The sequence below is a fragment of the Gammaproteobacteria bacterium genome (genome assembly GCA_040183005.1).
Classification (GTDB): Bacteria; Pseudomonadota; Gammaproteobacteria.
Map to the genome: position 1 here is coordinate 217,486 of JAMPIW010000007.1, position 24,273 is coordinate 241,758.

Sequence of the window (24,273 nt, forward strand, 5' to 3'; positions counted from 1 at the left end):
GTTGCCTGGTGGGATACCCAGCCTCGGCGGAATCGCAAACTTTGCGGCAGAACCATATTCTCAGCGTGCTGAATAACCGCCCAATCTGGGTGTGACACGGCATTTGAGCAAGGTATTCTTCAGATCCCATTGCTCGTTTGCATTTACAGTATCCATGAAACGCACTTCACCCGCAATTTGAATGGCGACCGGCACGCCGTCACGGTACAGCACGCGGTTGGCGGCGAGTGCGGGGATCTTGGGGCCGGGGGTGATGATGCCGGCGAGATTCAGCGGGTCGGCGCCGCACAGGGCGATGGTGGCGCCATCCTTGGCCTGGCGGCGGATGTCGCGCAGCGAACCCACCGCTTCGGGCAGTGCATATTGTTCGCCGGAGAATCCGGCCACGAAGCGTCCGCCGCGGATCTCGCCGCGCGCCTCCAGGCGCCGGTATACCCACAGCAGTTCACGCCAGGGTGGTAGCCAGCCAGCCTCGCGCTCGATCACGCGCCGGAACACGATACCGTAGCGGCGCAACAGGGTGTGTGCGATGAATTCGACGGTTTCGGGATCGTGCTGGCCGCCGCTCCATGGACGTGGTTGCGCCCCTGCCGGTTCGGGCACGCGTGCCGTGCCGTTGCGTTTGAGCAAGCCCCAGCGCCCGGCCTCAGCAAGACCAAAGGGAGTGCCGCGATGATGGCGTCTGCCTCCCGCGAGCGGGCGGCGGCGATCGGCGGGTGTGAGCAGGGCGCGCAGTCCGCTGAAGCTGTCGGCGCTCACCTGACCTGCCGCCACTAGTTCGCCAAGGGCTTCTTCCAGTTGCGATTGCAGCAGCCCCGCGTGGCCCGCAAGGTCATCGAAGAACGATGCGCCATGCGCGGTAAGATAATCCGCCACCTTGTGCGCCGATGCCGAGAGGTTGGTTGGTTTATCCGGTGACTCTGACGCCAGCGCATTCCAGACTGCAAGATTGTGGCGGCTGAGCAGGGCGATGGGTGTGGTGCGCACCGGCCCACTTCCTGCGGTTTTGTCTGTCATGGTGCGCGGCGGGGTGAGCCTTGCCCAGACGATACGGCCAGACAGGCATAAGCTGTCTATGAATGATGATTCATAGCTGTTTATGCGGGCTGGCAGGATGTCGCCTTCCCACGCTGCCGCTTGCGCCTCGAATCCTTCCAGTTGTTCGATGATGGCCGACAAGGCCTCGCCCCCTTCGCCGCGCAGTTCGGGAATGACGCGCTGCCAGTGGAACAGAAAGCGCATGAAATCCGCGCTGCTGACCGGCTCGATTTCCTGACGCAGACGCTTGAGGGTGTAGCGATGGATGCGCGCGAGCAGACGGCGTTCGCACCATTCAGTATCATTCGCAGTATCGCCTATTCTGGACGTGAAGCTTCCGCGTAATACAAAACCCTCGCCTTCGAGGGCCAGCAGTGCGGCTTCAATATCGCGGACAGGCAACCCCAGCGGCTGTGCGAGTTGGGCCACGGTGACCGGCCCAAGTCCTTCGAGCCGCCCGCGCACAATCTCAACCAGCGCGGATTCGCGGCTCCAGGTGTGCGTGAGGTATTCAGATGGCGGGGTGATCTCCAGTGTCAGGCGCGGTTCGTTATAGATGGCCTGGAACTGGGGCAGCCGCTCAACCGCGATCCACAGCGCGGGTTGATCCGGCGCTGTATGGACCACGGTGGCCCGCCCGGCTTTGGACAAGTCTGCGAGATACGGCCGCCAGTCCGCGCTGCCGCTCATGCCTTCTTGTGCGGTCACAAAGCCCAATGTCACCAGCGCGTCATGCAGTTCATCGGCGCTTGCCGCTTCTGGCCATACCTCATCGCGCACCCGCTGGATAGCCTCGGGGTCGAGACGGCCCAGATCGGAAGCGGTTTCGGGATCGAGCCAGCGGCGCGCCATGACGGCCTGAGTGCGCCGCTCTTCCAGAGGTGCATCGTCGAGATAGGCGTAAGGGCGTGCGGTGAGGATTTCCTGTGCCAGGGGTGAAGGCCCAGCGAGGTCACGCGCCACGGCGCGGATATCGCCGCGTTCCAGCGCGGCGAGCAGCCGCTCCAGCCCTTCAATGTCCATGGCCTCGTGCAGGCAGTCGTGGATGGTCTGACGCACCAGCGGGTGATCGGGGATCTCGCGGTCGCCGACGATGTTCTCCAAGCAGGCGCGCTGATCGGGGAACACCAGCGCGATCAGATCTTCGGCGATCATGCGCTGCAACTGCGGTGGTGTTTTCTTTCCGCCGCGAAAGCGCGGCAGGGCCAGGGCGATGGAGGCGTCCCAGCGCCAGCGCGTGGTGAACATCGGGGCATCGAGCAGCGCCTGCACCAGCAGCGGCCGCACTGTCTTGGCGTTCAGGTGTCGGGCCACCTCGTCGAGCGCAAAGCTGTGGGTGGCGGTCAGCGAAAGCACAATGGCGTCTTCGGTGGCGGCGGCCTGCAGTTCGAAATTGAAGGTACGGCAAAAGCGCTTGCGCAAAGCGAGCCCCCAGGCGCGATTGATGCGGCTGCCGAACGGCGAATGCACAATCAGCTGCATGCCGCCGGATTCATCGAAAAAGCGCTCCAGCACTACAGTATCCTGGCTCGGTAACACGCCCAGCGCCGCCTGGGCGGAGGCGAGGTATTCGACGAGTTGCGCGGCGGCCGCACCCGTAATCTCCACTTCTTGCGCCAGCCAGCGTAGGGCGTCATCCGTAGATATCGTGAGCCGCTGTGCCATCTCGTTGCGCAGGCGCGAAACGGCAAGCGACAGCTGATCGCTGCGGCTCGGCGCCTCGCCGATCCAGAACGGGATGGTGGGCGGCTGCCCGTGGGCATCCTCCACCCGCACTCGTCCGGCCTCGATGCGCAGGATGCGGTAGGAATGATTGCCGAGCTGGAAGATGTCGCCCGCCATGCTCTCCACGGCGAAGTCTTCATTGAGCGTGCCGATGAAATGACCCTCCGGCTCGAGGATCACCTGATAATCGGCGTTATCAGGAATCGTGCCGCCCGAGGTGAGGGCCGTCAGCCGTGCGCCGCGCCGGGCGCGCAGTTGCCGGTTTACACTGTCACGGTGCAGGTAGGCGGATCTGCGTCCGTGGCGGGTGCTGAATCCCTCCGCCAGCATGTGGATCAGGGCATCGAAGTCCGCGCGCGACAGATCGTGGTAGGGCCATGCGCGACGCAGGCATTCATAGAGTTCATCTTCCTGCCATTCGCGGCTGGCAACCTCGGCAACGATCTGCTGCGCCAGCACGTCGAGCGGTTTTTCCGGCATGATCAGACTGTCCAGTTCGCCGCGCCGTACCGAATCGAGCAGTGCCGCGCACTCCACTAGATCATCGCGGCTCAGCGGAAACAGCCTGCCCTTGGGGATGGCGTCCAGACTGTGGCCGGAGCGTCCCACGCGCTGTAAAAAGGCCGCGATGGAGCGTGGCGAGGCGAGCTGGCAGACCAGGTCCACATCGCCGATGTCGATTCCCAGCTCCAGCGATGCGGTGGCCACCAGCACGCGCAACGCCCCCTGCTTGAGGCGCTGTTCGGCGTCCAGGCGTTGCTCACGCGACAGGCTGCCGTGGTGAGAGGCGACATGCTCCTCGCCCAACCGTTCGGACAGATGCCGGGTGACGCGTTCCGCCATGCGCCGGGTATTAACAAAAATCAGCGTGGTACGGTGCGCCTGGCTCAACGCGGCGAGCCGGTCATAGACTTGCTGCCACACCTCGCCGGACATCACCGCCTCCAGCGGAGATCCCGGCACTTCCAGTGCAAGATCGCGCTGCCGGATATGGCCGGAATCGATGATCGCGCAGTCGGGCGCGTCATCGGCCGCAATACCGCTTGCGCCGGTCAGAAAACGCGCCACTTCCTCGATGGGCCGCTGAGTCGCGGATAATCCAATGCGGGTGAGCCGCCTGGCCGTAAGCGCCTCGAGACGCTCCAGCGACAGGGCGAGGTGCGCGCCACGTTTATTGGCCGCCAGGGCGTGGATCTCGTCCACGATCACAGTGTGCACGCTCTTCAGCATGTCGCGCCCACTCTCGCTGGTGAGCAGGACATACAGCGATTCCGGCGTGGTCACCGCGATATGCGGCGGACGGCGCCGCATCGCCAGGCGTTCGCTCGTCGGGGTGTCACCGGTGCGCACCAGCGTGCGGATCTCAACGTCCGGCAAGCCAAGGGCTTCGAGTTCGGCGCGGATGCCGCTGAGCGGGATCTCCAAATTCTTGTGGATGTCGTTGCTGAGCGCCTTGAGCGGCGAAACATACACCACCTGCGTCTGGTCCGTGAGCTGCCCCGCCAGACCTTGTCGCAATAGCGCATCAATCGCGGCGAGAAACGCCGCCAGCGTCTTGCCCGAACCGGTGGGTGCCGCAATCAGGGTATGCCGCCCCGCCAGGATCTCCGGCCAGGCCTGCACCTGTGGCGCAGTGGGGGCGGGGAAGGTCTTGCGGAACCAGTTTGCAACGGCGGGGTGGAAGCGGTTGAGGGTCATGAGATTATCTGGCAATTGCCATTTTGAATGCATGAGTGCTTTTTGCACAAAGCTAAGCCTTCAAATGGAGGTTTCTGCCCTATATTTATCTTTGAGTCTCTGGAGATTGCCCTGTGACCAAATTCAGCTCTGGACCTTTATTGAATTCGTCGATTAGCTTGGCTATTTCTTTGTTTTTTTCATGTAGGAGGCGATTAATGGCTATTTTTCTTTCTTGGTTACTTTTTGATTCATCGTCCAGCATTTTTTCCATATTCAATTTTAAATTAATGCGAAATTCCCATAGCTTATTGGCATAGGTTTTTGCAAAGGCGAATCTTTTAGAAGGTTGAACTGCCGAGTTTACTACCGAAAAAATGGCGACGGTGCCGCCTATCAAGAACGACAAAAGTTCAAGTGTATTATTAGGTATGATTTTTTGGCTGGGAAGTATTCCAAGCGTTGCCGAAAGGATAGGGATTAACCATTGAAGGCCCACGGACAAAGCCCAGTAGACTCTGCATTGTCTACGCGTTATTTTGATATGATATTCTATGCGGTCGAATATTTCTTTGTAGATGTCGTGCTCGGTGCATTTGAGGATTTCTTCATAGGAAGCTTCCATTGTATCATCTCCTGTAATGCGGTAGCGATGCTATATATTCACTCGCTTTTATGTGAAATCTTATCCATGGCGGAAGCTCATAGTTGAAAATAGAATTCCTCATTGTCGCCAAGGGATTCTTTCGGCTCAGATGTAAACCCACTCCATAGTCAGAATACATAAATTTAATAATATCATTTTGATCTATATCAAAATGTGCATATTTTTTAAGAAAATATAAAACACCATGAAAGGCCATATTTATTATGCCATGTCATTCTTTGTGCTTGTTATCCAAGCCAAACAGCCGCTCAAGCTGTTCCCTCGCAGCTTCTGCCTCCGAGCGTTGTCCAACCTTACTCATGGAGGGTTCTCCACTATCCAGCGAGGCCGATCCGAATATCGCTTCAAGCTGCGCCTTGGCAGTTGAGGCCTTCTCATCCGCGCGTGGGTTATATGCGCCGGACTGGGCCTGAAAATAGCCACAAAAATTTGCCCGCTCTTTGTCTTTCACGGCGTCTGCAACAGGTTCGCGGCAGCTGTTGCTTACACGCGGGTCGTAAAATGCGCAGAGACGACAGACGTGCAGATCGGCACGGCACGCCGGGCATTCCGCAAGGCGACTCAAGGGTATAGGTAGCTCCATAACCGAAGCGCCACATTTCCAGCAGACCCGTTCTTTTGTCACGTTCATATATCTGGGTAAAGGGTAATCTTTACTATGACTATGACGACTTAGTGCCTGACATTCAGCATAGGTTCAATTGGCGGCAATTGCAGATAGTATCCCTGCGCCTGCAATTGTTGGCGGACCTCTTCGGGATTCGCCTGTGCCAGGTTCCGCTCAGGTGTTAATTCAATATTCATCACAAGCTGTAGTTGCCCCAGCAATTTCAATAGTGTCTCTGGAACGCGGGAAAAGTCGTCTTCCCGTTCCATGTACAAATACGTGTCCATTTTTTTCAGCGACTTGTAGATGGCGCATTTCATAGGTGGCAGATCTCATTGAGGGTTGTGGAAAGAAGCTTGGCCGCTGCAAATGAGCGATGGGCAACGCCACATGATAGGTTTGGATCTCCTGAGTGTAAACTAAAACGTGGCCTGCATAAGCGGTTATTTTGTATTCATCACTTTGTTATTACAGGAAAAAAAGGATTAATCATGTTTCCAGCTCATCGCCCATCCATAGAGCGCAACGCACGCCAATGTGAGCAACATTATCCCGAAGATCAAATACAGGAGGGGCAAGAACAGCAGCGAGAATTTAACCAGCTTCATTGGGTAAGTGCGCCACTTGTCACGTTGCCCGATGGTTTATAATCGGGTCACGTATTGAGCGTACAGGTGAACACAAGCCATGAATGAACATGAACGCAAGAAGATGATTAAAGAGACGTTCAATACCGTTGCTGCGGGTTACGATAATCATGCGCTGCGCTATTTTTCGGAGAGCGCAAAGATTATGGCTGCATGTTTGAATCTCAAGGGCGACGAACATGTGCTTGATGTTGCTACAGGCACAGGATATGTCGCGCTTGCGGTTTGCCAAGAGGTGCCTCGTGGCCGAGTTACCGGCGTTGATTTTTCAACAGGCATGCTTGTTCAGGCCAGGGCCAAAGCAGCAGCTAATAATATCAGCAATGTCCATTTTCTTGAATGTGATATGCAGGTGCTGGAATTCCCTGATAATCACTTCGACACTGCTGTTTGTGGCTTTGGCATTTTCTTTGTTGAAAACATGGGGCAGCAGCTCAAGCATATCTCGGACAAGGTAAAACCTGGTGGTAAGGTCGCCATTTGCGGGTTTTGTGACAGTGCCTTTTTGCCGGTCATTGAAATCTTTTTTGATCGCATTCAGCAGTATGGTATTGAGAGGCCTCCGCTATCATGGAAACGCATCGGCACGGAAGAGAAGGTCACCTCACTTTATCAAAGCGCGGGGCTTCAAGATATTTGTGTTGACCGCAAAAACATCGGCTACTACCTGAAAAATGCGGATGAATGGTGGGATGTTATATGGTTTGCGGGTTTTCGTGGCCTGGTTAACCTGCTTTCTCCTTCCGACATGGAAAGATTCAAGAAAGAGCATTTGACAGAAGTCCAGGAGCTGGCGTCAGGCGAGGGGATTTGGTTGAATGTGGACGTGTTGTATACCGTTGGCGTCAAGCAATAGGGCTGGGGCGCGTGGATGGGGGACGTCACCCCAAGCTCGAGCGGCTGGATGCCGTACCCATCTTTTGGCCCTGATCTGGCGACGTAGATTTTTCGCAGCCGCTGCCCACCACGGAACCGCCATAGTAGGCCACCAGGCCAGGGGTCCAGTTTTTTCAACCCAGATTGTCCATTAGCCCCAAAACCGTTCGCCCTGAGCCTGTCGAAGGGCCGTTCATGGTTTGACAAGCTCACCACGAGCGGCGTTGTGCGCTCTATTTCGCCTAATGGACAATCTGAGTTCAATCCTGGTTTCTTGCCCTGTAAATTCCGTTACTGCCTGAGCCGATTAAATGCTATATTTGGCTCATAATGTGAGCCGAATATGATTGATAATCGGCTCAGGAGTGTTATGTATATCTGGCAACAAACAGATTGGCCAAGGTTTCGGTGGGACGGTGCGGCGTTACAGCCGAGGCTGGATGCTGTACGCCTGTTGCAAAGGCGGTTGCTTGGTAAGAGCGAGGGTCAGCCAGAGGATACGGATCGCCAGGCTCAAATGGATGCCTTGGTCCAGAGCGCTATTCGTACCAGTGAGATCGAAGGCGAGAATCTCGATGTGGAATCGGTACGCTCATCGGTAGCACGCCACCTTGGGCTTGAAAAGGCGGGCATGGGACCGCCTACCCGGCAGGCTGATGCCCTGGTGGAGTTATTGCTGGAGGCGACACGAGATTACAGTGAGGTGTTGACATTGCGGACACTGCTCAACTGGCAGTCAGCACTCTTCACAGAACCATCAGTGCTCAATCAGGTGAACCCTGGCCAGCTGCGTGGCGATACGCCAATGCAGGTGGTGTCTGGGCGTATCGACCGCCCCGTGATCCACTTTGAAGCACCACCAAGGGCAGGGCTCGAAGAGGAAGTTGAACAGTTTCTTCATTGGTTCAATCATTCCCCCAAGAATCTTAATGCCCTGTTGCGTGCCGGTATCGCCCATCTATGGCTGGTGACTCTCCATCCGTTCGAAGACGGCAATGGCCGTGTCGCTCGTGCCGTGACAGATCGTGCCCTTGCTCAGGCGGAGCAGCAGAGCGTTCGCTTCTATTCTCTCAGTGCGGCAATCATGGCCAGGCGCAAAGAGTATTACCTGCAACTGGAGCGGGCACAGAAAGGTGGGCTGGATATCACACCCTGGCTGGAATGGTTCCTGAGTGTCCTGGAAGATGCGCTTCAACAGGGTTTGATACGCCTTGTCAGGGTAATGCAGAAAACACGTTTCTGGCGGAGTCATGCTCAGACTGTGTTGAGTGAGCGCCAGATCAAAGTTCTCAATCGACTGTTGGATTCCGCCGCAGCAGAAGGGGGCGAGGCGGAAGAATTTCCTGATGGCATCAATGCACGTAAGTACATGAGCATGGCCAAGGTGAGTAAAGCAACGGCCACAAGGGAATTAGCCGATTTATTGGAGAAGAGTTGTCTTAGAAAATTGCCTGGTGGTGGGCGTAGTACTCGCTATGAGCTGGACCTGTGAAGGTATTCTGCTCTTTAGGTCAGTTGAGATAAAAGTGAATGGTCCAAAGCGACCCATAGCGAACCTTGCAAATGGTGATGGAAATCGGCTTAGGAATGAGGTGAAACTGATGGTTGCGCGCGCTCTACCCACGCTTCGAGCAGGCAATCTCAGGCGGCTGGAGACTATCAATAAAGCTTGAAAATTTCGCGAATTTCATTGAAAATCAATGTATAATTCGGTCTTTAGGTGGTCTGGAACGATTTCTTGAGATGGTGCCGAAGAGAGGACTTGAACCTCCACGGGGTTGCCCCCACTGATACCTGAAACCAGCGCGTCTACCAATTCCGCCACCCCGGCAAGGGTTTCCGGTTAACGATTAACCAAGAGGTGCGCACTGTACCGGGAGCAGGTTTTGTTGTCAACCGGACAGGCGATTTTTTTATCGGTACAATGAGCGATTAAGTGTTCGGGCGACTCACGGGAAGATCGGAAGTCCTCGTATATGATATGATTTTTGAAACTCCAAAGACACTTTGGATGTTCTTGTTTTTAATAAAGGGTTTTTAGTTGGAAAATATCTCGTTGATTCATGTGTTCTCACAGGCTGTACTCGCGCCGGTTAAACAGGGGGCGGTAATCTAATGGTCAAACGTCCATCCCACCCCGACCAAGATCCTCACGCTGACCGCGAGGCGGAAAAATACGAAAACCCCATCCCCAGCCGCGAATTCATCATGCAGCTCCTGGAGACGCAGGGTGAGCCGCTCACCTATAAGCAGCTTGTCGACATGTTGGACTTGCACGACGAGGAAAGTCTGGAGGCGCTGCGCCGCCGCTTGAACGCCATGGAGCGTGACGGCCAGTTGGTGCGCAACCGCCGCGATGGCTATGGCCTGATAGAAAAGATGGATCTGGTGCGTGGGCGGGTCATCGGCCATCCCGACGGGTTCGGTTTTCTGGTGCCGGATGAGGGGGGGGAGGATCTTTTTCTTACGCCGCGCCAGATGGGATTCTGTATGCACGGTGACCGGGCTGTGGCGCGTATCGCCGGGGTTGACCGCCGTGGCCGCCGCGAAGGCGTGCTGATTGAAATCCTGGAGCGCAACACGCAACACGTGGTAGGGCGTTTCTACCAGCAGGAAGGGCGTGTCGGCTTCGTCACCCCCGACAATAAACGCATTACCCATGACATCCTGGTGCCTGCGGATTACCAGGGCGGCGCGCGGCGCGATCAAATCGTGGTGGTGGAGCTTATCGAGCAGCCGAGCAAACACGCCAAGCCGCTGGGACGGGTCGTTGAAATATTGGGGGATCACATGGCCCCCGGCCTGGAAATCGAGGTTGCCATCCGCGCCCACGAGATCCCCCTGGCATGGCCGGTGGCGGTGCAAAGCGAGATTGCCCATCTCACCCCGGAGGTGCCCGAGGTGGCCAAGGAGGGCCGCGAGGATTTGCGTGATGTGCCTCTGGTGACTATTGACGGCGCCGACGCGCGTGATTTTGATGATGCAGTGTATTGCGAGCGCAAAAAGTCAGGTGGCTGGCGGTTGCTGGTGGCCATCGCCGATGTCTCATCATATGTGAGTCCTCGCACCGCATTGGATGAAGAGGCGCAGGAACGTGGCACTTCTGTCTATTTCCCGCAGCGCGTAATTCCCATGCTGCCCGAAATTTTGTCCAACGGATTATGCTCTCTGAATCCCCACGTCGACCGCCTGTGCATGGTGTGCGAAATGTCTATCGATACCGATGGCGAGATCACGCGTCATCGCTTTTTTGAAGGGGTGATGCGTTCCGCCGCACGACTGACCTATGACGAAGTGGCGGCGATGCTAGCAGAGCAAGAGCCGGCACTAAGCGCAAAACATGCCGTGATACTGCCGCATCTTGTGGAGTTGCACGCGCTGTACAAAGCGTTGCTTGTCGCGCGTCAGCGGCGCGGCGCGATTGATTTTGACACCACCGAGACACGCATCGTGTTCGGTGAGGGGCGCAAGATAGAGCGCATCGAGCCACTGGTACGCAACGATGCCCACAAGATAATCGAAGAGTGCATGATCGCTGCCAATGTCGCGGCGGCGCGTTTTCTGCTCAAGCGCAAGATTCCCGCGGTATACCGTGTGCATGAATCACCAAAAGTGGAGAAGATCACTGACCTGCGAACATTCCTGGGCGAGTTTGGATTGCAGTTGCGCGGCGGCGAAGACCCCGAGGCGCAGCACTATGCCGAGCTACTCAATATCGTGCGCGGACGCCCTGACTTTCGCCTCATCCAGACGGTTATGCTGCGCTCTCTCAATCAGGCCAAGTACACCCCGGATAACGTCGGGCATTTCGGCTTGGCCCACGAGGCATACACGCATTTCACCTCACCCATTCGACGCTATCCCGATCTGCTGGTGCATCGCGCCATCCGTCATGCTCTCAAAGAAGGCAAGGTCAAAGGATTTGCCTACACTGTTGAAGACATGGAAGCCCTGGGCGAGCACTGCTCCACTGCGGAACGGCGTGCCGACGATGCCACGCGCGACGCCGTCGACTGGCTGAAGTGCGAATTCATGATGAACAAGGTGGGCGAGGAGTTCGACGGTCTCATCACTAGCGTGACGTCGTTTGGTATCTTCGTCGAGCTGAGCGATATCTATGTTGAAGGGCTGGTGCATATTACCGCGCTGAGCAATGACTACTACCACCATGACAGCGCCGGACATCGGCTGCGCGGCGAGCGCACCGGCAAGGTGTACCGGCTGGGAGATCCGGTGCGCGTGAAGGTCATGCGCGCTGATCTCGATACTAGGCGCATCGACTTTGATCTAGTTGACCAGAGCCCCGCAAAGGAAAAGGTCAAAGATAAGGACAAGGACCAGGAAGATGTAAAGCCGAAACCAAAACGCAAGAGCAGAAGGAAATCCTCGGCGAAGAAGCGGAGTTCGTAATGGCGGGCGATCAGTTGATCTACGGTCTCCATGCCGTTCAGGCAGCGTTACAACGTGACGCGGAGCATGTAACCGTTATTTTGCTGGACGCCAGCCGCAAGGATGCGCGCATGCAGGCCATCGTCGATGCGGCGGCCACGCACCACGTTGAGATTCAGCGTGTAGTGCGCAAGGAGCTTGATGCACTGGCACCAGAGGCGCGCCATCAAGGCGTGGTGGCGCGCTGCCGGGTCCGGGCAGCGTGGAAGGAGGACGATCTTGAGCGCATTCTGGATGGCCTCACCGAACCACCCTTCCTGCTGGTGCTCGATGGCGTGCAGGATCCCCACAATCTGGGCGCATGCCTGCGCACCGCCGACGCCGCTGGCGTGCATGCGGTGATCGCCCCACGTGATCGCGCCGTGGGCCTCACCCCCGTGGTGCGCAAAGTCGCCAGCGGCGCGGCGGAAGCCGTGCCCTTCATCCAAGTCACCAATCTGGCGCGCACCCTACGCATGCTTCAGGAGCGGGGCGTGTGGACGGTGGGCGCGGATGCTGCGACCGATAAAGATCTTTTTGATGTCGATCTGCGCGGTCCGCTGGCCTTGATCATGGGCGCAGAGGGGCAGGGCATGCGTCGCCTTACCAGAGAGCACTGCGATGTGCTGATCCGCATTCCCATGTGCGGCGCGGTCGAGAGTCTGAACGTCTCGGTAGCGACGGGTATTTGCCTGTTCGAGGCGCTGCGCAGACGGGCTTAGGGTTCTGAGGTGATTCCATTTCACAATATACGTAGGGTGCGTTCCACGCACCAATGATAATGGTGCGTGGAACGCACCCTACAAATAATTCTCAGCCGTCAGCAATAAATAATACGACGCGCACATTCCACGCCGCTGCGTACCGCGCCTTCCAGTGTGGCGGGATAGCCAGTATCCGTGTGGTCGCCCGCCAGCCAGCAGCCGCGCACTGATGTTGCGGCACCGGGACGCAGGATATTGATGCCGGGGCGGCAGGCGAAAGTGGCGTATTTTTCGCGGATGACCAGGCTGTGTTTCGGCCCATGTTCCGGTGTGGCCCAGTGCGGAAAGATCCGCGCCAGTTCCGATGCTACGTGCGCGCTCAATTCACTCTTACTCATCTCCATATGCGGCCCAGGGCCGCTGATGACGACCGCCATCAGGCCGGGCTGTCCGTATAGCGCGCGGTCGAAGACCCATTGTGTGGTCGAATCCAACAGGCCGATCATCGGCATATCAAGGCGTGTCTGTGGTGGATACTGTAGGTAGACAGTGCAGATTGGCTCATGGCTTATCTCTGCCAACCGCTGTGCTATGCCGTGCAGCGTGGGATGGGGTTCCATCAGCCGCTGGCAGGCATTGGGCGGGATGGCGAGTATCACATGGTCGGCGGCTATTTCATGATCATTCACGGATACGTTGCGGACAGCGTTATTCTGAACGGTTAGTTCTTTTACGCGATGGTTGAGTTTGACCGTGCCGCCATGTTGTTCGATAAAACGCCGCGCGGGCTCGGGAAATGTGTTTCCCAAATCAACGCGACTCAAGAGAAGATCGGAATCGCTGCGGCTGCGGGTAAACGCATCCTGAAGCACGCGTAAAAACACCTGCACCGATGCGTTATGCAGCGGAGTATTCAACACCGCCAGACACAGTGGTTCCCATAGGGCGCGGATCAAGGCGGGGGATTGTTTATTGTGCGACAACCATGCCGCCACGCTGATATCGTCGTTGATTTTGAATCCGCTCCGCAGCAGGCCACGGCATATTGATAGCGCATTCAGGCGTTCCGCCAGGGCTAATCCTTCGGCATTCAATAAGGCGGTTACGAGATGGAGCGGTGCGGGCAACGATGGGCAGGTAATGCGAATGTCAGAGCGGCCAACAGCTTTGTAGATGAGTTGCAGAGGGCGGCGCTCGAAGACACTGGCTTCCGGTATGCCCAATATATTCAGCAGTCTTAGCGTTTCACGGTAGGCGCCGAGCAGTAGGTGCTGGCCGTTGTCGATGCGTTGACCGTTCAAGGTATAGTCCAGTCCACGCGCACGCCCGCCGAGTTGCGGTGCCGCTTCCAGGACAGTCACACGGGTACCGTGCCGACACAGCTCCACCGCTGCTGCCAGACCCGCCCAACCGCCGCCGACTATGACAACGTGCATTATGCTTTTTGCATGTCGCGTTTGCGCTGTTTTTTGTAGATGCTTTTTTCGTGGCGCGCGGTTTGCCAGGCGATCCAGAGCTTGCGCAACGGCGTTAATGAAACGCGTCGTTCGAGAACGTTGTAACCATCATCCTCTATTTCCTTGAGCGTGGCCTGATAAATGGCTGACATGATGAGTCCGCTACGTTGCGGATAGCGGTCGCCCTCAGGTAGATGGGCATAGGCCTGGGTGTAGTATTGGTGTGCGCGTTGCGCCTGGAATTTAAACAGTTCGCGCATGTTGTCGGACGTGCGGTGTGCCATGATGTCCTCCGGAGTGACGCCGAACCGTTCCAGCTCGTCGAGGGGCAGATAAATTCGCCCCAGCAGGCTGTCTTCACGGACATCGCGCAGGATATTGGTGAGCTGGAAGGCCATGCCGAGTTCATGGGCGTATTTCAGGGTGCGGCGGTCTTGATAGCCAAAAATCTCCGCTGCCATCAATCCCACGATGCTCGCCACGCGGTGGCAGTAGAGGGCGAGATCCTTGAATGAGGCATAGCCCTGGTGATCGAGATCCATCTCCATGCCGTCGATGATTTCCAGGAAGTGTTCTTGCGGCAGATTATAGGTGGTCACTGGCCCGCGCAATGCCTGGCCCACCGGATGGCGCGACGTGCCGTCAAAAACCCTGCCGATCTCCTCGCGCCACCATTGGAGCTTGATGCGCGCCACGTTGACATCTTCGCACTCATCGACTACATCATCCACCTCACGGCAGAAGGCGTATAGGGCGGTGATGGCTTGGCGCTGCTGTGGCGGAAGGAATAAAAAACTGTAATAAAAACTCGATCCGCTCTTTGCGGCCTTGTCCTGGCAATATTCGTCGGGGGTCATACGCTGGCTTGAAAATGTAAGAGACAGGCTCTAAATGTACGGGAAGTACGATGATAACAGATTCAAGCTACTGTTTCCGCGTCAGCGCTCCCCACATCATCGCCAGCCAATCATGCGCCTTGAGCCGCGGCCGAGTAAAGGCGTCGTCGCGTTGTGCCTCCAGCGCTTGCAAGACGCGCAATCCGCCGTGGTAGGTGAGGCGCAGCTCAAAGCCCATGCGACCCGGCAGTACATTGCCCAGGGGTGTGCCCGATAACATCAGGTGCCGCGTGCGCTCGATTTGCATGGTCATCAGGCTGCGCATGGCGGCATCAGTTCGGCTTTGCCGGAGATGGTCTTCGGTTACGCCATAGTGAGCCATTTCATCTTGCGGCAGATAAATGCGATTGCTTTCGTGATAATCCTGGCCGATATCCTGCCAGAAGTTGATGAGCTGCAAGGCGCTGCATATTGCATCCGAGTGGGCAAGATTGACGGGTGTGGCAAGGTCATAAAGATGCAGCAGTAATCGTCCCACCGGGTTGGCTGAATGGCGACAGTAGTAGAGAACCTCGTCGTAGTTCGCATAGCGTTCTTTGGTTACGTCCATGCGAAATGCCGTCAGCAAGTCATAAAAGAGTTGCAGAGGCAGGGCGTGTTTGCTTATCACATCCTTTAGCGCGATGAACACCGGGTCATCAATCGTGCTGCCGTTCTTGATGGTGTCAAGTCCCGCCACGTAGGCGTCGAGTTTCGCAAGGCGCTCATCAGGTGCAAGGTCACCCTCATCGGCAAAGTCATCCGCAGTGCGCGCGAAGGCATAGATCACGCTAATCGGCTCGCGCAGACGTTTGGGCAGGAAGACCGAGGCGACAGGGAAATTTTCGTAGTGGGAGCGCGCCAGACGCAGGCAGTGTGCGTAAGCGTCGGGGAGGGTGAATGTCACAATGTGCAGGAGCGAGCGTGCCCGCTATGGTAATTAATAATGGTTCCAAGTATAGAAGATAACTGGATGAAAATGAATCGTGGGCATGCATGCTCCAGGGCAATTTCATCTAATTTCTCTATCGTAACCATGCACGCAGCCGGGGCGGTAGCTACTGATGAGCTTCGCCGCGAGCCATACGCCGTTTACAACGCCCTGTTTTCCGTATTCCGAGCAGGTGGGCAGGTAGCGGCACTGCCGATCCAGTCAGGGCGAGAGCACGAGTTGGTACACGCGGATCGTCCCCGATGGGAATGCGTTGAGCAAGATTCATGATGGATTCTCCAGTCAGGCTTACAGCATTTTGCCGCCCTTGCGCGTGTTGGCCGCGCCGCTGAAATCGGCTAGCAGTTTGGCGACGAATTCGGGTTCGAGATCGCGCACGATGAAGACAAAACGGCTGCGATGATCGTCGTCCGGCCAGGCGTCGAGTTTGACCTCGGGATACAGCACATGCTGCACGGCGTGCAGCACGATGGGCTGCGTTTCATCTTGCAGATTGACCATTGACTTGAAGCGCAGCAGGTTTTCAGCGCGAAATGAAGTCAGTATCGAGAGTGCGGCGTGGAGACCGTGGCGGTCGAGCGGTGTGTCGAGCACCACGGAAAACGCCTGGATGCGCGTGTCGTGTGATTCAGGCCGCGTGTTTTTGATTATGGAAGCAGCGCGGTCAAGCACACCGGCCTGCGCCGGGCGGTAGTGTGTGGTTTTGAGCCAACGCGCAACCTCGGGCGATGTGGTGTTGGCATTCCACAGGCCGAGATTCTGAATGTGCGCGAGATCGATCTCGCCGTTTGTTACGCTGACAATGTCCGCCGCCGGGTTCAGCGTGGCGAGCCGCTCGCGCAACACAGCTACGGTATCGGCAGGTGCGAGGTCGGTTTTGGTCAGAAGAATCTTGTCGGCAACGGTCACCTGCTTGGCTGCTTCGAAGTGCTGGTCGAGTTGATTCATGCTGAACACCGAATCGACCGTGGTGACTACTCCATCCAGCCGGAAACGCACACGTATCCAATTGTCGCGCAGCAGATTGTCGAGTACGGGAGCCGGGTCGGCAATGCCAGTGGTCTCAATAATGGCGCGCTCGAACGGCGGGATGTCGCCATTTTTCCGTGCCATCCACAGATTCTTCAGCGTTGGCGAGAGACTGCCCGAGATCGTGCAGCACACGCAGCCGCCCGACAGCAGCACCATAGGGCCTTCCATTTTTCGCAGTAGTTGATGGTCGAGCGCGACTTCGCCGAACTCATTCATCAAAATTGCAGTGCGCGGCAGGGTGTGCATGAGGTGATTGAGGACCGTGGTTTTGCCGCTGCCGAGAAAGCCAGTCAAGAGGGTGATGGGTATGGGTTGGTCGCTCATGAAAAGAAGATCGCCGCCCAAGGTTTTTCCATGGCTGGCGCCAGGGCATATTTCATGATGTTCTTAAAGTGTGTGGCGTCAACCCGTCGGCTAGCAACAGGCGGTACGCGCGCCGATTTTTTCAGGTTCGCCCGCTGCCATCAACTGTGACGGACAGGATGGCCTGACCGTGGGCTTCGGTGACCAGTGCCGGGGTGGTGATCGTGTAAAGCGTCAGCAGGACGGTTGCAAGTTGGGTGTGAGGGCGCATGGCGGTTGCGGGTCAAGCCAGTTCAGTTTCGATTTCTTCCGGCGCACTCTGTTCCCAAGCCGGGAACGGGTCGGGAAGGTTCATCCAGCCCGCGTGTCCGAGCGCCATTTCGGCATCGCTGAGCAGACTGGTATCGAGGTTGGTGCGAATTTCTGTCTCGTCCATTTCCATGCCGATGAACACCAGTTCCTGCCGTCGGTCGCCCCATTCGCCTTGCGATTTGGCTTCGATTTGCGTGCGGTAGGCGGCGTCTTTCGGCCAGTTTTCCTGCGGGATTGCGTCCCACCAATAGCCCGCTGCACCGTGACGGCAGGCGCCACCGGCTTGCGACCACGAACCCGCAAATTCGGGGCGCGAGGCGAGCCAGAAATAGCCTTTGCTGCGCACCACGCCTGCCCATTCGCTGTGGATCAAGTTCCAGAATCGCTGCGGATGAAACGGTCGCCGCGCTTGATAGACAAAGCTGGAAATACCGTATTCCTCGGTCTCGGGAATATGTTCGCCACGCATTTCTCTCAACCAGCCCGGTGCTTCGCTGGCGGCGTCAAAGTCAAACAGGCCGGTATCGAGCACGCTGGCGAGCGCGACTTTGCCAAATTGCGTGAACTCGATTTTTGCGCGCGGATTGAGCGCGTTGAGGATGGCAGTCAGGCGAGTGAGATCGGCTTCGCTGACCAGATCAGCCTTGTTGACGACGATTACGTCGCAGAATTCGATTTGCTCGATCAGCAGATCGACGATACTACGAGTATCTTCCTCGCCCAGCGATTCACCGCGTTCATCGAGCAAATCAGACGACGCGTAATCGCGCAAAAAATTATATGCATCAACCACCGTCACCATCGTGTCGAGCCGCGCAACCTTGACCAGAGACGCACCATCCTCGTCTTCAAACGTGAAGGTTTCAGCGACCGGCAGCGGTTCTGAAATTCCTGTGGACTCGATCACCAACTGGTCGAAACGGCCTTCTTTGGCGAGTGCGGCGACTTCCTTCAACAGGTCTTCGCGCAGCGTGCAGCAAATGCAGCCGTTGGACATTTCAACCAGTTTTTCTTCGGTACGCGAGAGCGCTGCACCACCTTCGCGCACCAGGTTGGCATCGATATTGACCTCGCTCATGTCGTTGACTATCACTGCCACGCGGCGGCCTTCGCGGTTGTTCAGAATATGGTTCAAGAGCGTGGTTTTGCCTGCGCCAAGAAAGCCGGACAGGACGGTGACGGGGAGGCGCTGATCGGGTGACAAGGTCGGATGGCTCATAGTGTGTTGCAGGCCTTTTGGTTTGGTAAGTGAGGGTTGGTAAAGTCAAACAGGCAGTTCAGGCCACGCAGGTTTCAAACACCCGGCGGATTTGATTTTCGGGTAAATTGCGACCGATAAACACCATGACGCTCTCGCGGGTCTCGTCTTGCCGCCATGGTCGCAGCTCGGTGCCGCCCATGATCATATGCACGCCCTGGAAGGCGATCTTGTGCGGATTGCCAGCCAGGTTCAGCATCCCCTTGTAGCGCAGCATGTCATCGCCCAGTGTCGTGGCCAGCACATCCAGGGCGGCGTTCAGGCGATCAGAGTTGTAGGGCTGAGTCTCGCGGATAACGAAGGATTTCACCTCGTCGTCGTGTGTGTGGTGATCCTCGCCAAGGAAACCCGGCTCGATCTCCAGGATATCGTTCAGATTGAAGCCGCGCACATCCAGGAGTTCGGCCAGATCTGTCTGGCCGGGATGCACGCGCTGGATCGTGGCGCGACGGTTCATGCCGCGCAGCCGCTCCAGCAGCCGGATATACTCGTCCTCACCAATCAGGTCAGTCTTGGAAACCAGAATGCGATCAGCGAAGCCCACCTGTTCCTGTGCTTCATGATTTTCATCCATCTGTCGCATGGCATGTTTGGCGTCCACGACCGTAACCACGGCATCCAGGCGATAGGCCTCACGCACGGCGTCGTCCACGAAAAAAGTCTGCGCCACGGGCGCGGGGTCGGCAAGGCCGGTGGTTTCGATCATGACGTGCTCGAAGTCGAGCTTGCCCGCCGCACGTTGCTCCCCGATCTCGCCGAGGATGCGCACCAGGTCGCCGCGCACGGTGCAGCAGATGCAGCCGTTGTTCATCACCACCACCTGCTCAGTGGATTCCACCAGCAGATCGTTGTCGATGCCCACTTCACCGAATTCATTTTCGATGACGGCGATCTTGCGACCGTGGTTTTCCGACAGGATACGATTGAGTAGCGTGGTCTTGCCAGCGCCGAGAAAGCCGGTGAGTACGGTCACAGGGATAAGTTCATTCATGGTCGGTTCCTCCATAAGCAGTTTGCGGGTTGTAGATTTTTTTCGTTTCCAGAAAACCGAGGAAGGAGCACAGGGAAGCGAAGCGTGTGCGACGACCCCTGTGTAGCCGTAGGCTCTCCTGTTTTGTCGGAGTCTGTGCGGAAGCACGGGCGTAGAGAAAATGGGAGAGCAACGACACGGCGTCAAGTCATTGTGGAAGCTATGGCGCCCCGCGCAGTGGGGTGTCGTAGCGTACGCAGGACGAACACAGGCCGCCGAAGGCATACTTGTCGCCAATTTTTTGCTCCTTTTGGGGACTTGGATGTCCCAAAAGGTTTTGCAAAAAATGGCGACACTATCGAGAAAAGTTCGTTTCGCCCGGCTTCCATTCCAGCGTATGGATAAAACACGAACGGTAGCCCACATGACGGGAGGGTTCCACCGGTCAGTTCCACAGTTTTCATTATCTGTGTCCCCATGCCACTAGGCCCACGCCACCACCGATCAGGGTGAACTGCACGGCGAAGTCCCAAGGTTTGCGGTGTTTTTGCAGTGTCGGCACCAGGTCGGCCACAGCGATGTAAATGAAGCTCGCTGCTGCCAGCGCGAGCAGATAGGGAATCGCTCCCTGCACGTTTTGCAGGACGAAATAGCCCAGCAAGCCACCCACCACCGCCATCGAACTTGACACGGCATTGAGCAGCAATACACGTTGGCGGCTATAGCCAGAGGCGAGTAGCACCATAAAGTCGCCTACCTCCTGCGGGATTTCGTGGGCGATCACCGCCGTGGCGGTGGCGACTCCCAAGGCGGGATCCTGGAGAAAAGCAGCGGCGATTAAGGCGCCATCCACGAAGTTGTGCAGCCCGTCGCCCAGCACGATCATGAGGCCGGTGCCAGGATGGGGTGCGTCCGTTGTGCCTTGGTGCGAGTGGTCGTGCCGCCACAGGGCGGTTTTTTCGAGGGCGAAGAACAGGAAGATGCCCGCCAGTACCGTCGCTCCCACCTCATGAAAAGGCAGTTGCTGCGCGGCTTCGGGTAGGATGCTCAGGAAGGCGGCCGCGAGCAGCACTCCCACCGAGAAACTCACCAGACGCGGCGCCCAGCGTGCCAGCACTGTCAATGATAACAAGGCGGCTGCAGCGACACTCAGCACACCACCCGCCAGGGTGGCAAGAAAAATATAGGCGAGCGTCACGATGCCTTCCTGCAACCAAGTTGCATTTCGATGCGAAAAGAAAGATGAAGTGTGGACATGACGCGGGTGGCTCCGGGTTGGTGGGTCAGCGGGAAGCCTGTGTGCAGTCCGCGCAGTTGCCATGCACGGTGACATCGACGTGGTGCGCCTCGAAACCATCCGGCGCATCGGGCATCGGCAGGGTTGCTCGGTCGGGCAGGCAAAAAAGCTGCCCGCAGGCATCGCATTCGAAATGCGCGTGGCCGTGGTGGACATGCGCCGCACCAAAGCGGCGTACACGATCCTGCCCGGTCACGCTGTGCGCTAAGCCTCGCGCGACCAGCCAGTCGAGCACGCGGTAGAGCGTGACCTTGTCGAGCGGGTGGCTTTCGTCAGAGGCGGTCTGGCTCAATTGCTGGTGCGACACTGTGGCGTCTACCGCGAGCAGCAGCCGTAACACCTGTACGCGGGCCGCAGTGGCGCCGGCACCGCGCGCCTGGATCAGGCGAACGGCGTTGTCGTGGAGTGAGTCATGAGTATACATAGAGGAAATTATAGGCGACGACAAGGATAAATGCAACAGAGTTGCATTTTGTGAGTAGGTCAATGATTGGGTTGGGGAAATTCAGGCCGTTGCGACCGTGGCGGGATAAATCCCGGGGTTCCTACTGGAGTGGCGTTGTCCGCTCTTCATGTTCATCATCAACGCCTCTTACCCCAATCTCGATCTGCTCCAGTGTATCCAGTGGTTTTGGGGGGTTGATGCCCATTTCGGTGAATTTGCGGGCGCCGGGGATGACCTGGCGCTCGAAGGAGCCGACGGCCTTGTTGTAGTGATCCAGGCTATGGCTGAGGTTTTTACCGAGACGGGACAGGTGTCCGGTAAAGACGCATAGCCGTTTATAGAGGTCCACGCCGAGATCGCGCACCTGTTCGGCGTTTTTGGCCAGTACCTGCTGTTGCCAGCCGTAGCCGACAGCGCGCAGCAGGGCGACGAAGCTGGTGGGGGTGGCGAGGATGACTTTCTGGCGTAGTGCGTCCTCAAGCAGATCACGATCGACATCGAGCGCCGCACTCAGGAATTGGTCGCCGGGTATGAACATCACTACAAAATCGGGGCTGTTTTTAAACTGGCTCCAATAACTGCGTGCAGCCAGTTCTCGCACACGATCGCGCACCTTGCGCGCGTGACGTTCCAGATGCCAGCCGCGCACAGTGTCGTCTGGAGCCTCCATGGCGCTGAGATAGGCGTCTAGCGGTGTTTTTACATCCACGATGATCTCGCGCCCGCCGGGCATGCGCACGATCATGTCGGGGCGCATTGCTCCATCCGGGGTGGGGGTGTGCTCCTGTTCATAAAAATCGCAATGCTCGACCATGCCGGCGAGCTCAACGAGGCGCTTTAGTGTCATCTCACCCCATTGCCCACGCACCTCGGGACGGCGCAATGCTTGCACCAGATTGCGCGTTTCGGTGTGAAGTATGTGTTGGGTTTGGGCCATGACTTCGAGATGTTTGGTGATGGAGCCATAGGCCTCTTTGCGCTCATTTTCGATCTGGCGGACCTGTTGTTCGGTTTTTAGCAGGGTGTCCTTGATCGGCTTGAGCATGTTTTCGATGGATTTTTCCTTCTGCTCTAAATCGTTTTGCGCCAGGATATGGAATTGCTGGAGATTTTCCTTGGCCAGCTTCAGAAATTCCTCTGAGTTGCTTTTTAATGCCTGGCTGGAGGCGACAGAGAAAGTTTGCACAAGCTGTTCCCGCGCCTTTTCGATAGTCGCGATCTTTTCCTGCGTCGACTGCCGCTCCATCTCCAGCGTGGTGCTGAGTTCGACATTCTTTTTGATGTTATCTATGAGTTGCCGTTGTGAACGGTGCTGGCCGATAAACCAGCCCAGCGTGGCGGCAAGCGCGGCGACAATTATTAGTGCAATAAGGGATAGGGGTTCGGTCATGGTCGTGAGCTAGTTGTTGATCCTCAATGGTGGCAGAGAGGATTGGGTTTCCCCCCCCCGTGCCCACCGTAAATCCCCGTGATCACCGTAAAGGTGGCAATGAGGGGGCAATGGAGGGCATAGGGAGTAATGTCGTTAACCGACGGCCAAGGTGCTATTCCGTATAGATCGGCATTTCCCCCAAAGAGTTTAGGCTGGCGTAGCGATGATCCAGTCGAGTATTTCCAATGGATGCTGAATCATGGCATCGGCATCCCACATCCGTGGCTCATCGGCTGCTCCAATGTAACCGAACAGCGCGGCAAGAGTTTTCATGCCGGCGCGTCTGCCCGCCTCGATGTCGCGCTGGGCATCGCCGACATAAAGACATTGCCAGGCATGGCTACCTGCCTGGTGACAGGCATGCAGCATCGGGGCGGGGTGGGGCTTGCGTTCGGCGGTAGTGTCGCCGCTTACGATGCAGGCTGCGCGCTGCGTTAATCCCAGTTGTTCCATGAGGGGGTTTGTCAGCCAAGCCGGTTTGTTTGTCACCACGCCCCAGTTCATGCCGCGCTCCTCTATGGTGCGCAACACCTCATCCATGCCGGGAAACAGGCGGGTCCCCAGGGTCAGATGTTCGCGGTAGATGTCCAAGAACCGCTGACGTAGTGGTGCAAAACGTGAGTCTTCCGGAGTAATCTCAAGACCGAGTTTGACCATGGCGGCGGCACCGTGCGACACCACGGGCCGGATGGCGGAGAAAGGCAGGGCGGGCATGCCCTGTTCCTCGCGCACCTTGTTTAATGCAAAGGCCATGTCAGGCGCGGTGTCGGCCAGGGTGCCGTCCAGATCGAACAGCACGGTACGTATGGTACTGCTCACGTCCTATTCCTCATCCTTTACGCACCAGGCAAGATAGTTCACGTCGATGTCGGTTTCCAGGGCGTAATGCCGGTTGAGCGGGTTGTAGGTCATGCCGGTCAACTCACGCAGGTGCAAGCCGGCGGGTCGCATCCATTCAGCCAGTTCCGAAGGACGGATGAATTTACTGTAATCGTGCGTACCTGTGGGCAGCAGTTTCAGCAGATATTCCGCGCCAATGATGGCGAACAAATAGGCCTTGGGGGTGCGGTTGAGGGTGGAGAAAAACACATGGCCGCCGGGCTTGACCAGCCGGGCGCAGGCAGAAACCACAGAGGCCGGGTCCGGCACGTGCTCCAACATTTCCATGCAGGTTACGACATCGAAGCTCGCTGGTTGCTCCTGCGCCAGTTGCTCAGCGGTCATTTGCCGGTAATCCACCTCGGCGCCGGACTCCAGGAGGTGCAGCCGGGCGACAGAGAGTGGCGCGGCGCCAGCATCAATGCCCACCACGGATGCGCCTCGTAATGCCATGCTCTCGGATAATATGCCTCCGCCACACCCGACATCAACGACGCGCTTGCCTGCCAGATGCGCCCGTCTATCGATGTAGTCCAGGCGTAGCGGGTTGATGTCATGCAACGGCTTGAATTCGCTGCGCGGATCCCACCAGCGTGAAGCCGGTTCCTCGAATTTGGCAATCTCGCGTGGATCGATGTTTTGTGTAGTCTGGATCATGTCGTTTAGGATAGCATGTATGATACTTGCAAGTA

Annotated in this window: 21 protein-coding genes and 1 tRNA gene; 5 read left to right on the forward strand and 17 right to left on the reverse strand. The window is 57.2% G+C overall.

The window, feature by feature from the left end:
* Positions 1–60: 60 nt before the first annotated feature.
* The 4 genes from M3A44_06950 to M3A44_06965 form a co-directional block, all read right to left on the reverse strand.
* A complete protein-coding gene (locus M3A44_06950; protein ID MEQ6341387.1) occupies positions 61–4,494 on the reverse strand; it encodes a DEAD/DEAH box helicase in 4,434 nt (1,477 codons plus the stop codon).
* A 52-nt stretch (positions 4,495–4,546) separates the two neighbouring features.
* Positions 4,547–5,065, reverse strand: a complete 519-nt coding sequence (locus M3A44_06955) for a hypothetical protein (protein ID MEQ6341388.1) — start codon at positions 5,063–5,065, stop codon at positions 4,547–4,549.
* Positions 5,066–5,318: 253 nt separating this feature from the next.
* Positions 5,319–5,690 (reverse strand): hypothetical protein, encoded by a 372-nt coding sequence (locus M3A44_06960; protein MEQ6341389.1) that lies wholly within the window; start codon positions 5,688–5,690, stop codon positions 5,319–5,321.
* An 89-nt stretch (positions 5,691–5,779) separates the two neighbouring features.
* On the reverse strand, positions 5,780–6,034 hold the full coding sequence (locus M3A44_06965; GenBank protein MEQ6341390.1) for a YcgL domain-containing protein: 255 nt from the start codon (positions 6,032–6,034) through the stop codon (positions 5,780–5,782).
* A gap of 36 nt (positions 6,035–6,070) precedes the next feature.
* Here M3A44_06965 and M3A44_06970 point away from each other — a divergent pair, with 36 nt between their 5' ends.
* The 3 genes from M3A44_06970 (at position 6,071) to M3A44_06980 (ending at position 8,729) form a co-directional block, all read left to right on the forward strand.
* On the forward strand, positions 6,071–6,364 hold the full coding sequence (locus tag M3A44_06970; GenBank protein ID MEQ6341391.1) for a hypothetical protein: 294 nt from the start codon (positions 6,071–6,073) through the stop codon (positions 6,362–6,364).
* Between the two features lie 37 nt (positions 6,365–6,401).
* Positions 6,402–7,217, forward strand: a complete 816-nt coding sequence (locus M3A44_06975; GenBank protein ID MEQ6341392.1) for a class I SAM-dependent methyltransferase — start codon at positions 6,402–6,404, stop codon at positions 7,215–7,217.
* 390 nt (positions 7,218–7,607) lie between these two features.
* Positions 7,608–8,729, forward strand: a complete 1,122-nt coding sequence (locus M3A44_06980; protein ID MEQ6341393.1) for a Fic family protein — start codon at positions 7,608–7,610, stop codon at positions 8,727–8,729.
* A gap of 252 nt (positions 8,730–8,981) precedes the next feature.
* Here M3A44_06980 and M3A44_06985 read toward each other — a convergent pair.
* Positions 8,982–9,068, reverse strand: a tRNA-Leu gene (locus M3A44_06985).
* 284 nt (positions 9,069–9,352) lie between these two features.
* Here M3A44_06985 and rnr point away from each other — a divergent pair.
* Complete coding sequence (rnr, locus tag M3A44_06990; GenBank protein ID MEQ6341394.1) at positions 9,353–11,647, forward strand: ribonuclease R; 2,295 nt, start codon at positions 9,353–9,355, stop codon at positions 11,645–11,647.
* Positions 11,647–12,387, forward strand: coding sequence for a 23S rRNA (guanosine(2251)-2'-O)-methyltransferase RlmB (gene rlmB, locus M3A44_06995; protein MEQ6341395.1), 741 nt, complete (start codon positions 11,647–11,649; stop codon positions 12,385–12,387). The genes rnr and rlmB overlap by 1 nt, the downstream gene beginning before the upstream one ends.
* Positions 12,388–12,485: 98 nt before the next feature.
* Here rlmB and hpnE read toward each other — a convergent pair whose 3' ends face one another.
* The 12 genes from hpnE to ubiG form a co-directional block, all read right to left on the reverse strand.
* Positions 12,486–13,805 (reverse strand): hydroxysqualene dehydroxylase HpnE, encoded by a 1,320-nt coding sequence (gene hpnE / locus M3A44_07000; GenBank protein MEQ6341396.1) that lies wholly within the window; start codon positions 13,803–13,805, stop codon positions 12,486–12,488.
* The gene (gene hpnD / locus M3A44_07005; GenBank protein MEQ6341397.1) at positions 13,805–14,683 is read right to left on the reverse strand and encodes a presqualene diphosphate synthase HpnD; all 879 of its coding nucleotides are present in this window, start codon (positions 14,681–14,683) and stop codon (positions 13,805–13,807) included. The genes hpnE and hpnD overlap by 1 nt, the downstream gene beginning before the upstream one ends.
* Before the next feature lie 67 nt (positions 14,684–14,750).
* Positions 14,751–15,608 (reverse strand): squalene synthase HpnC, encoded by an 858-nt coding sequence (gene hpnC, locus M3A44_07010; GenBank protein MEQ6341398.1) that lies wholly within the window; start codon positions 15,606–15,608, stop codon positions 14,751–14,753.
* A gap of 105 nt (positions 15,609–15,713) precedes the next feature.
* Positions 15,714–15,833 carry a membrane protein insertion efficiency factor YidD gene (locus M3A44_07015; GenBank protein ID MEQ6341399.1) on the reverse strand — a complete coding sequence of 40 codons (120 nt, stop codon included), beginning with the start codon at positions 15,831–15,833 and terminating at the stop codon, positions 15,714–15,716.
* A 108-nt stretch (positions 15,834–15,941) separates the two neighbouring features.
* Entirely contained in the window at positions 15,942–17,009 is a 1,068-nt protein-coding gene (locus M3A44_07020; protein ID MEQ6341400.1) for a GTP-binding protein, read from the reverse strand.
* Between the two features lie 262 nt (positions 17,010–17,271).
* On the reverse strand, positions 17,272–18,519 hold the full coding sequence (gene zigA, locus M3A44_07025; GenBank protein MEQ6341401.1) for a zinc metallochaperone GTPase ZigA: 1,248 nt from the start codon (positions 18,517–18,519) through the stop codon (positions 17,272–17,274).
* A gap of 58 nt (positions 18,520–18,577) precedes the next feature.
* On the reverse strand, positions 18,578–19,549 hold the full coding sequence (locus M3A44_07030) for a GTP-binding protein (protein MEQ6341402.1): 972 nt from the start codon (positions 19,547–19,549) through the stop codon (positions 18,578–18,580).
* A 442-nt stretch (positions 19,550–19,991) separates the two neighbouring features.
* Complete coding sequence (locus tag M3A44_07035) at positions 19,992–20,726, reverse strand: ZIP family metal transporter (GenBank protein MEQ6341403.1); 735 nt, start codon at positions 20,724–20,726, stop codon at positions 19,992–19,994.
* Between the two features lie 85 nt (positions 20,727–20,811).
* Positions 20,812–21,273 carry a transcriptional repressor gene (locus tag M3A44_07040; protein ID MEQ6341404.1) on the reverse strand — a complete coding sequence of 154 codons (462 nt, stop codon included), beginning with the start codon at positions 21,271–21,273 and terminating at the stop codon, positions 20,812–20,814.
* A gap of 97 nt (positions 21,274–21,370) precedes the next feature.
* Complete coding sequence (locus M3A44_07045) at positions 21,371–22,660, reverse strand: DNA recombination protein RmuC (GenBank protein ID MEQ6341405.1); 1,290 nt, start codon at positions 22,658–22,660, stop codon at positions 21,371–21,373.
* A gap of 189 nt (positions 22,661–22,849) precedes the next feature.
* A complete protein-coding gene (locus tag M3A44_07050) occupies positions 22,850–23,455 on the reverse strand; it encodes an HAD-IA family hydrolase (protein ID MEQ6341406.1) in 606 nt (201 codons plus the stop codon).
* 69 nt (positions 23,456–23,524) lie between these two features.
* Positions 23,525–24,238: a bifunctional 2-polyprenyl-6-hydroxyphenol methylase/3-demethylubiquinol 3-O-methyltransferase UbiG gene (gene ubiG, locus M3A44_07055; GenBank protein MEQ6341407.1), complete on the reverse strand. Its 714-nt coding sequence runs from the start codon at positions 24,236–24,238 to the stop codon at positions 23,525–23,527.
* Positions 24,239–24,273: the final 35 nt, after the last annotated feature.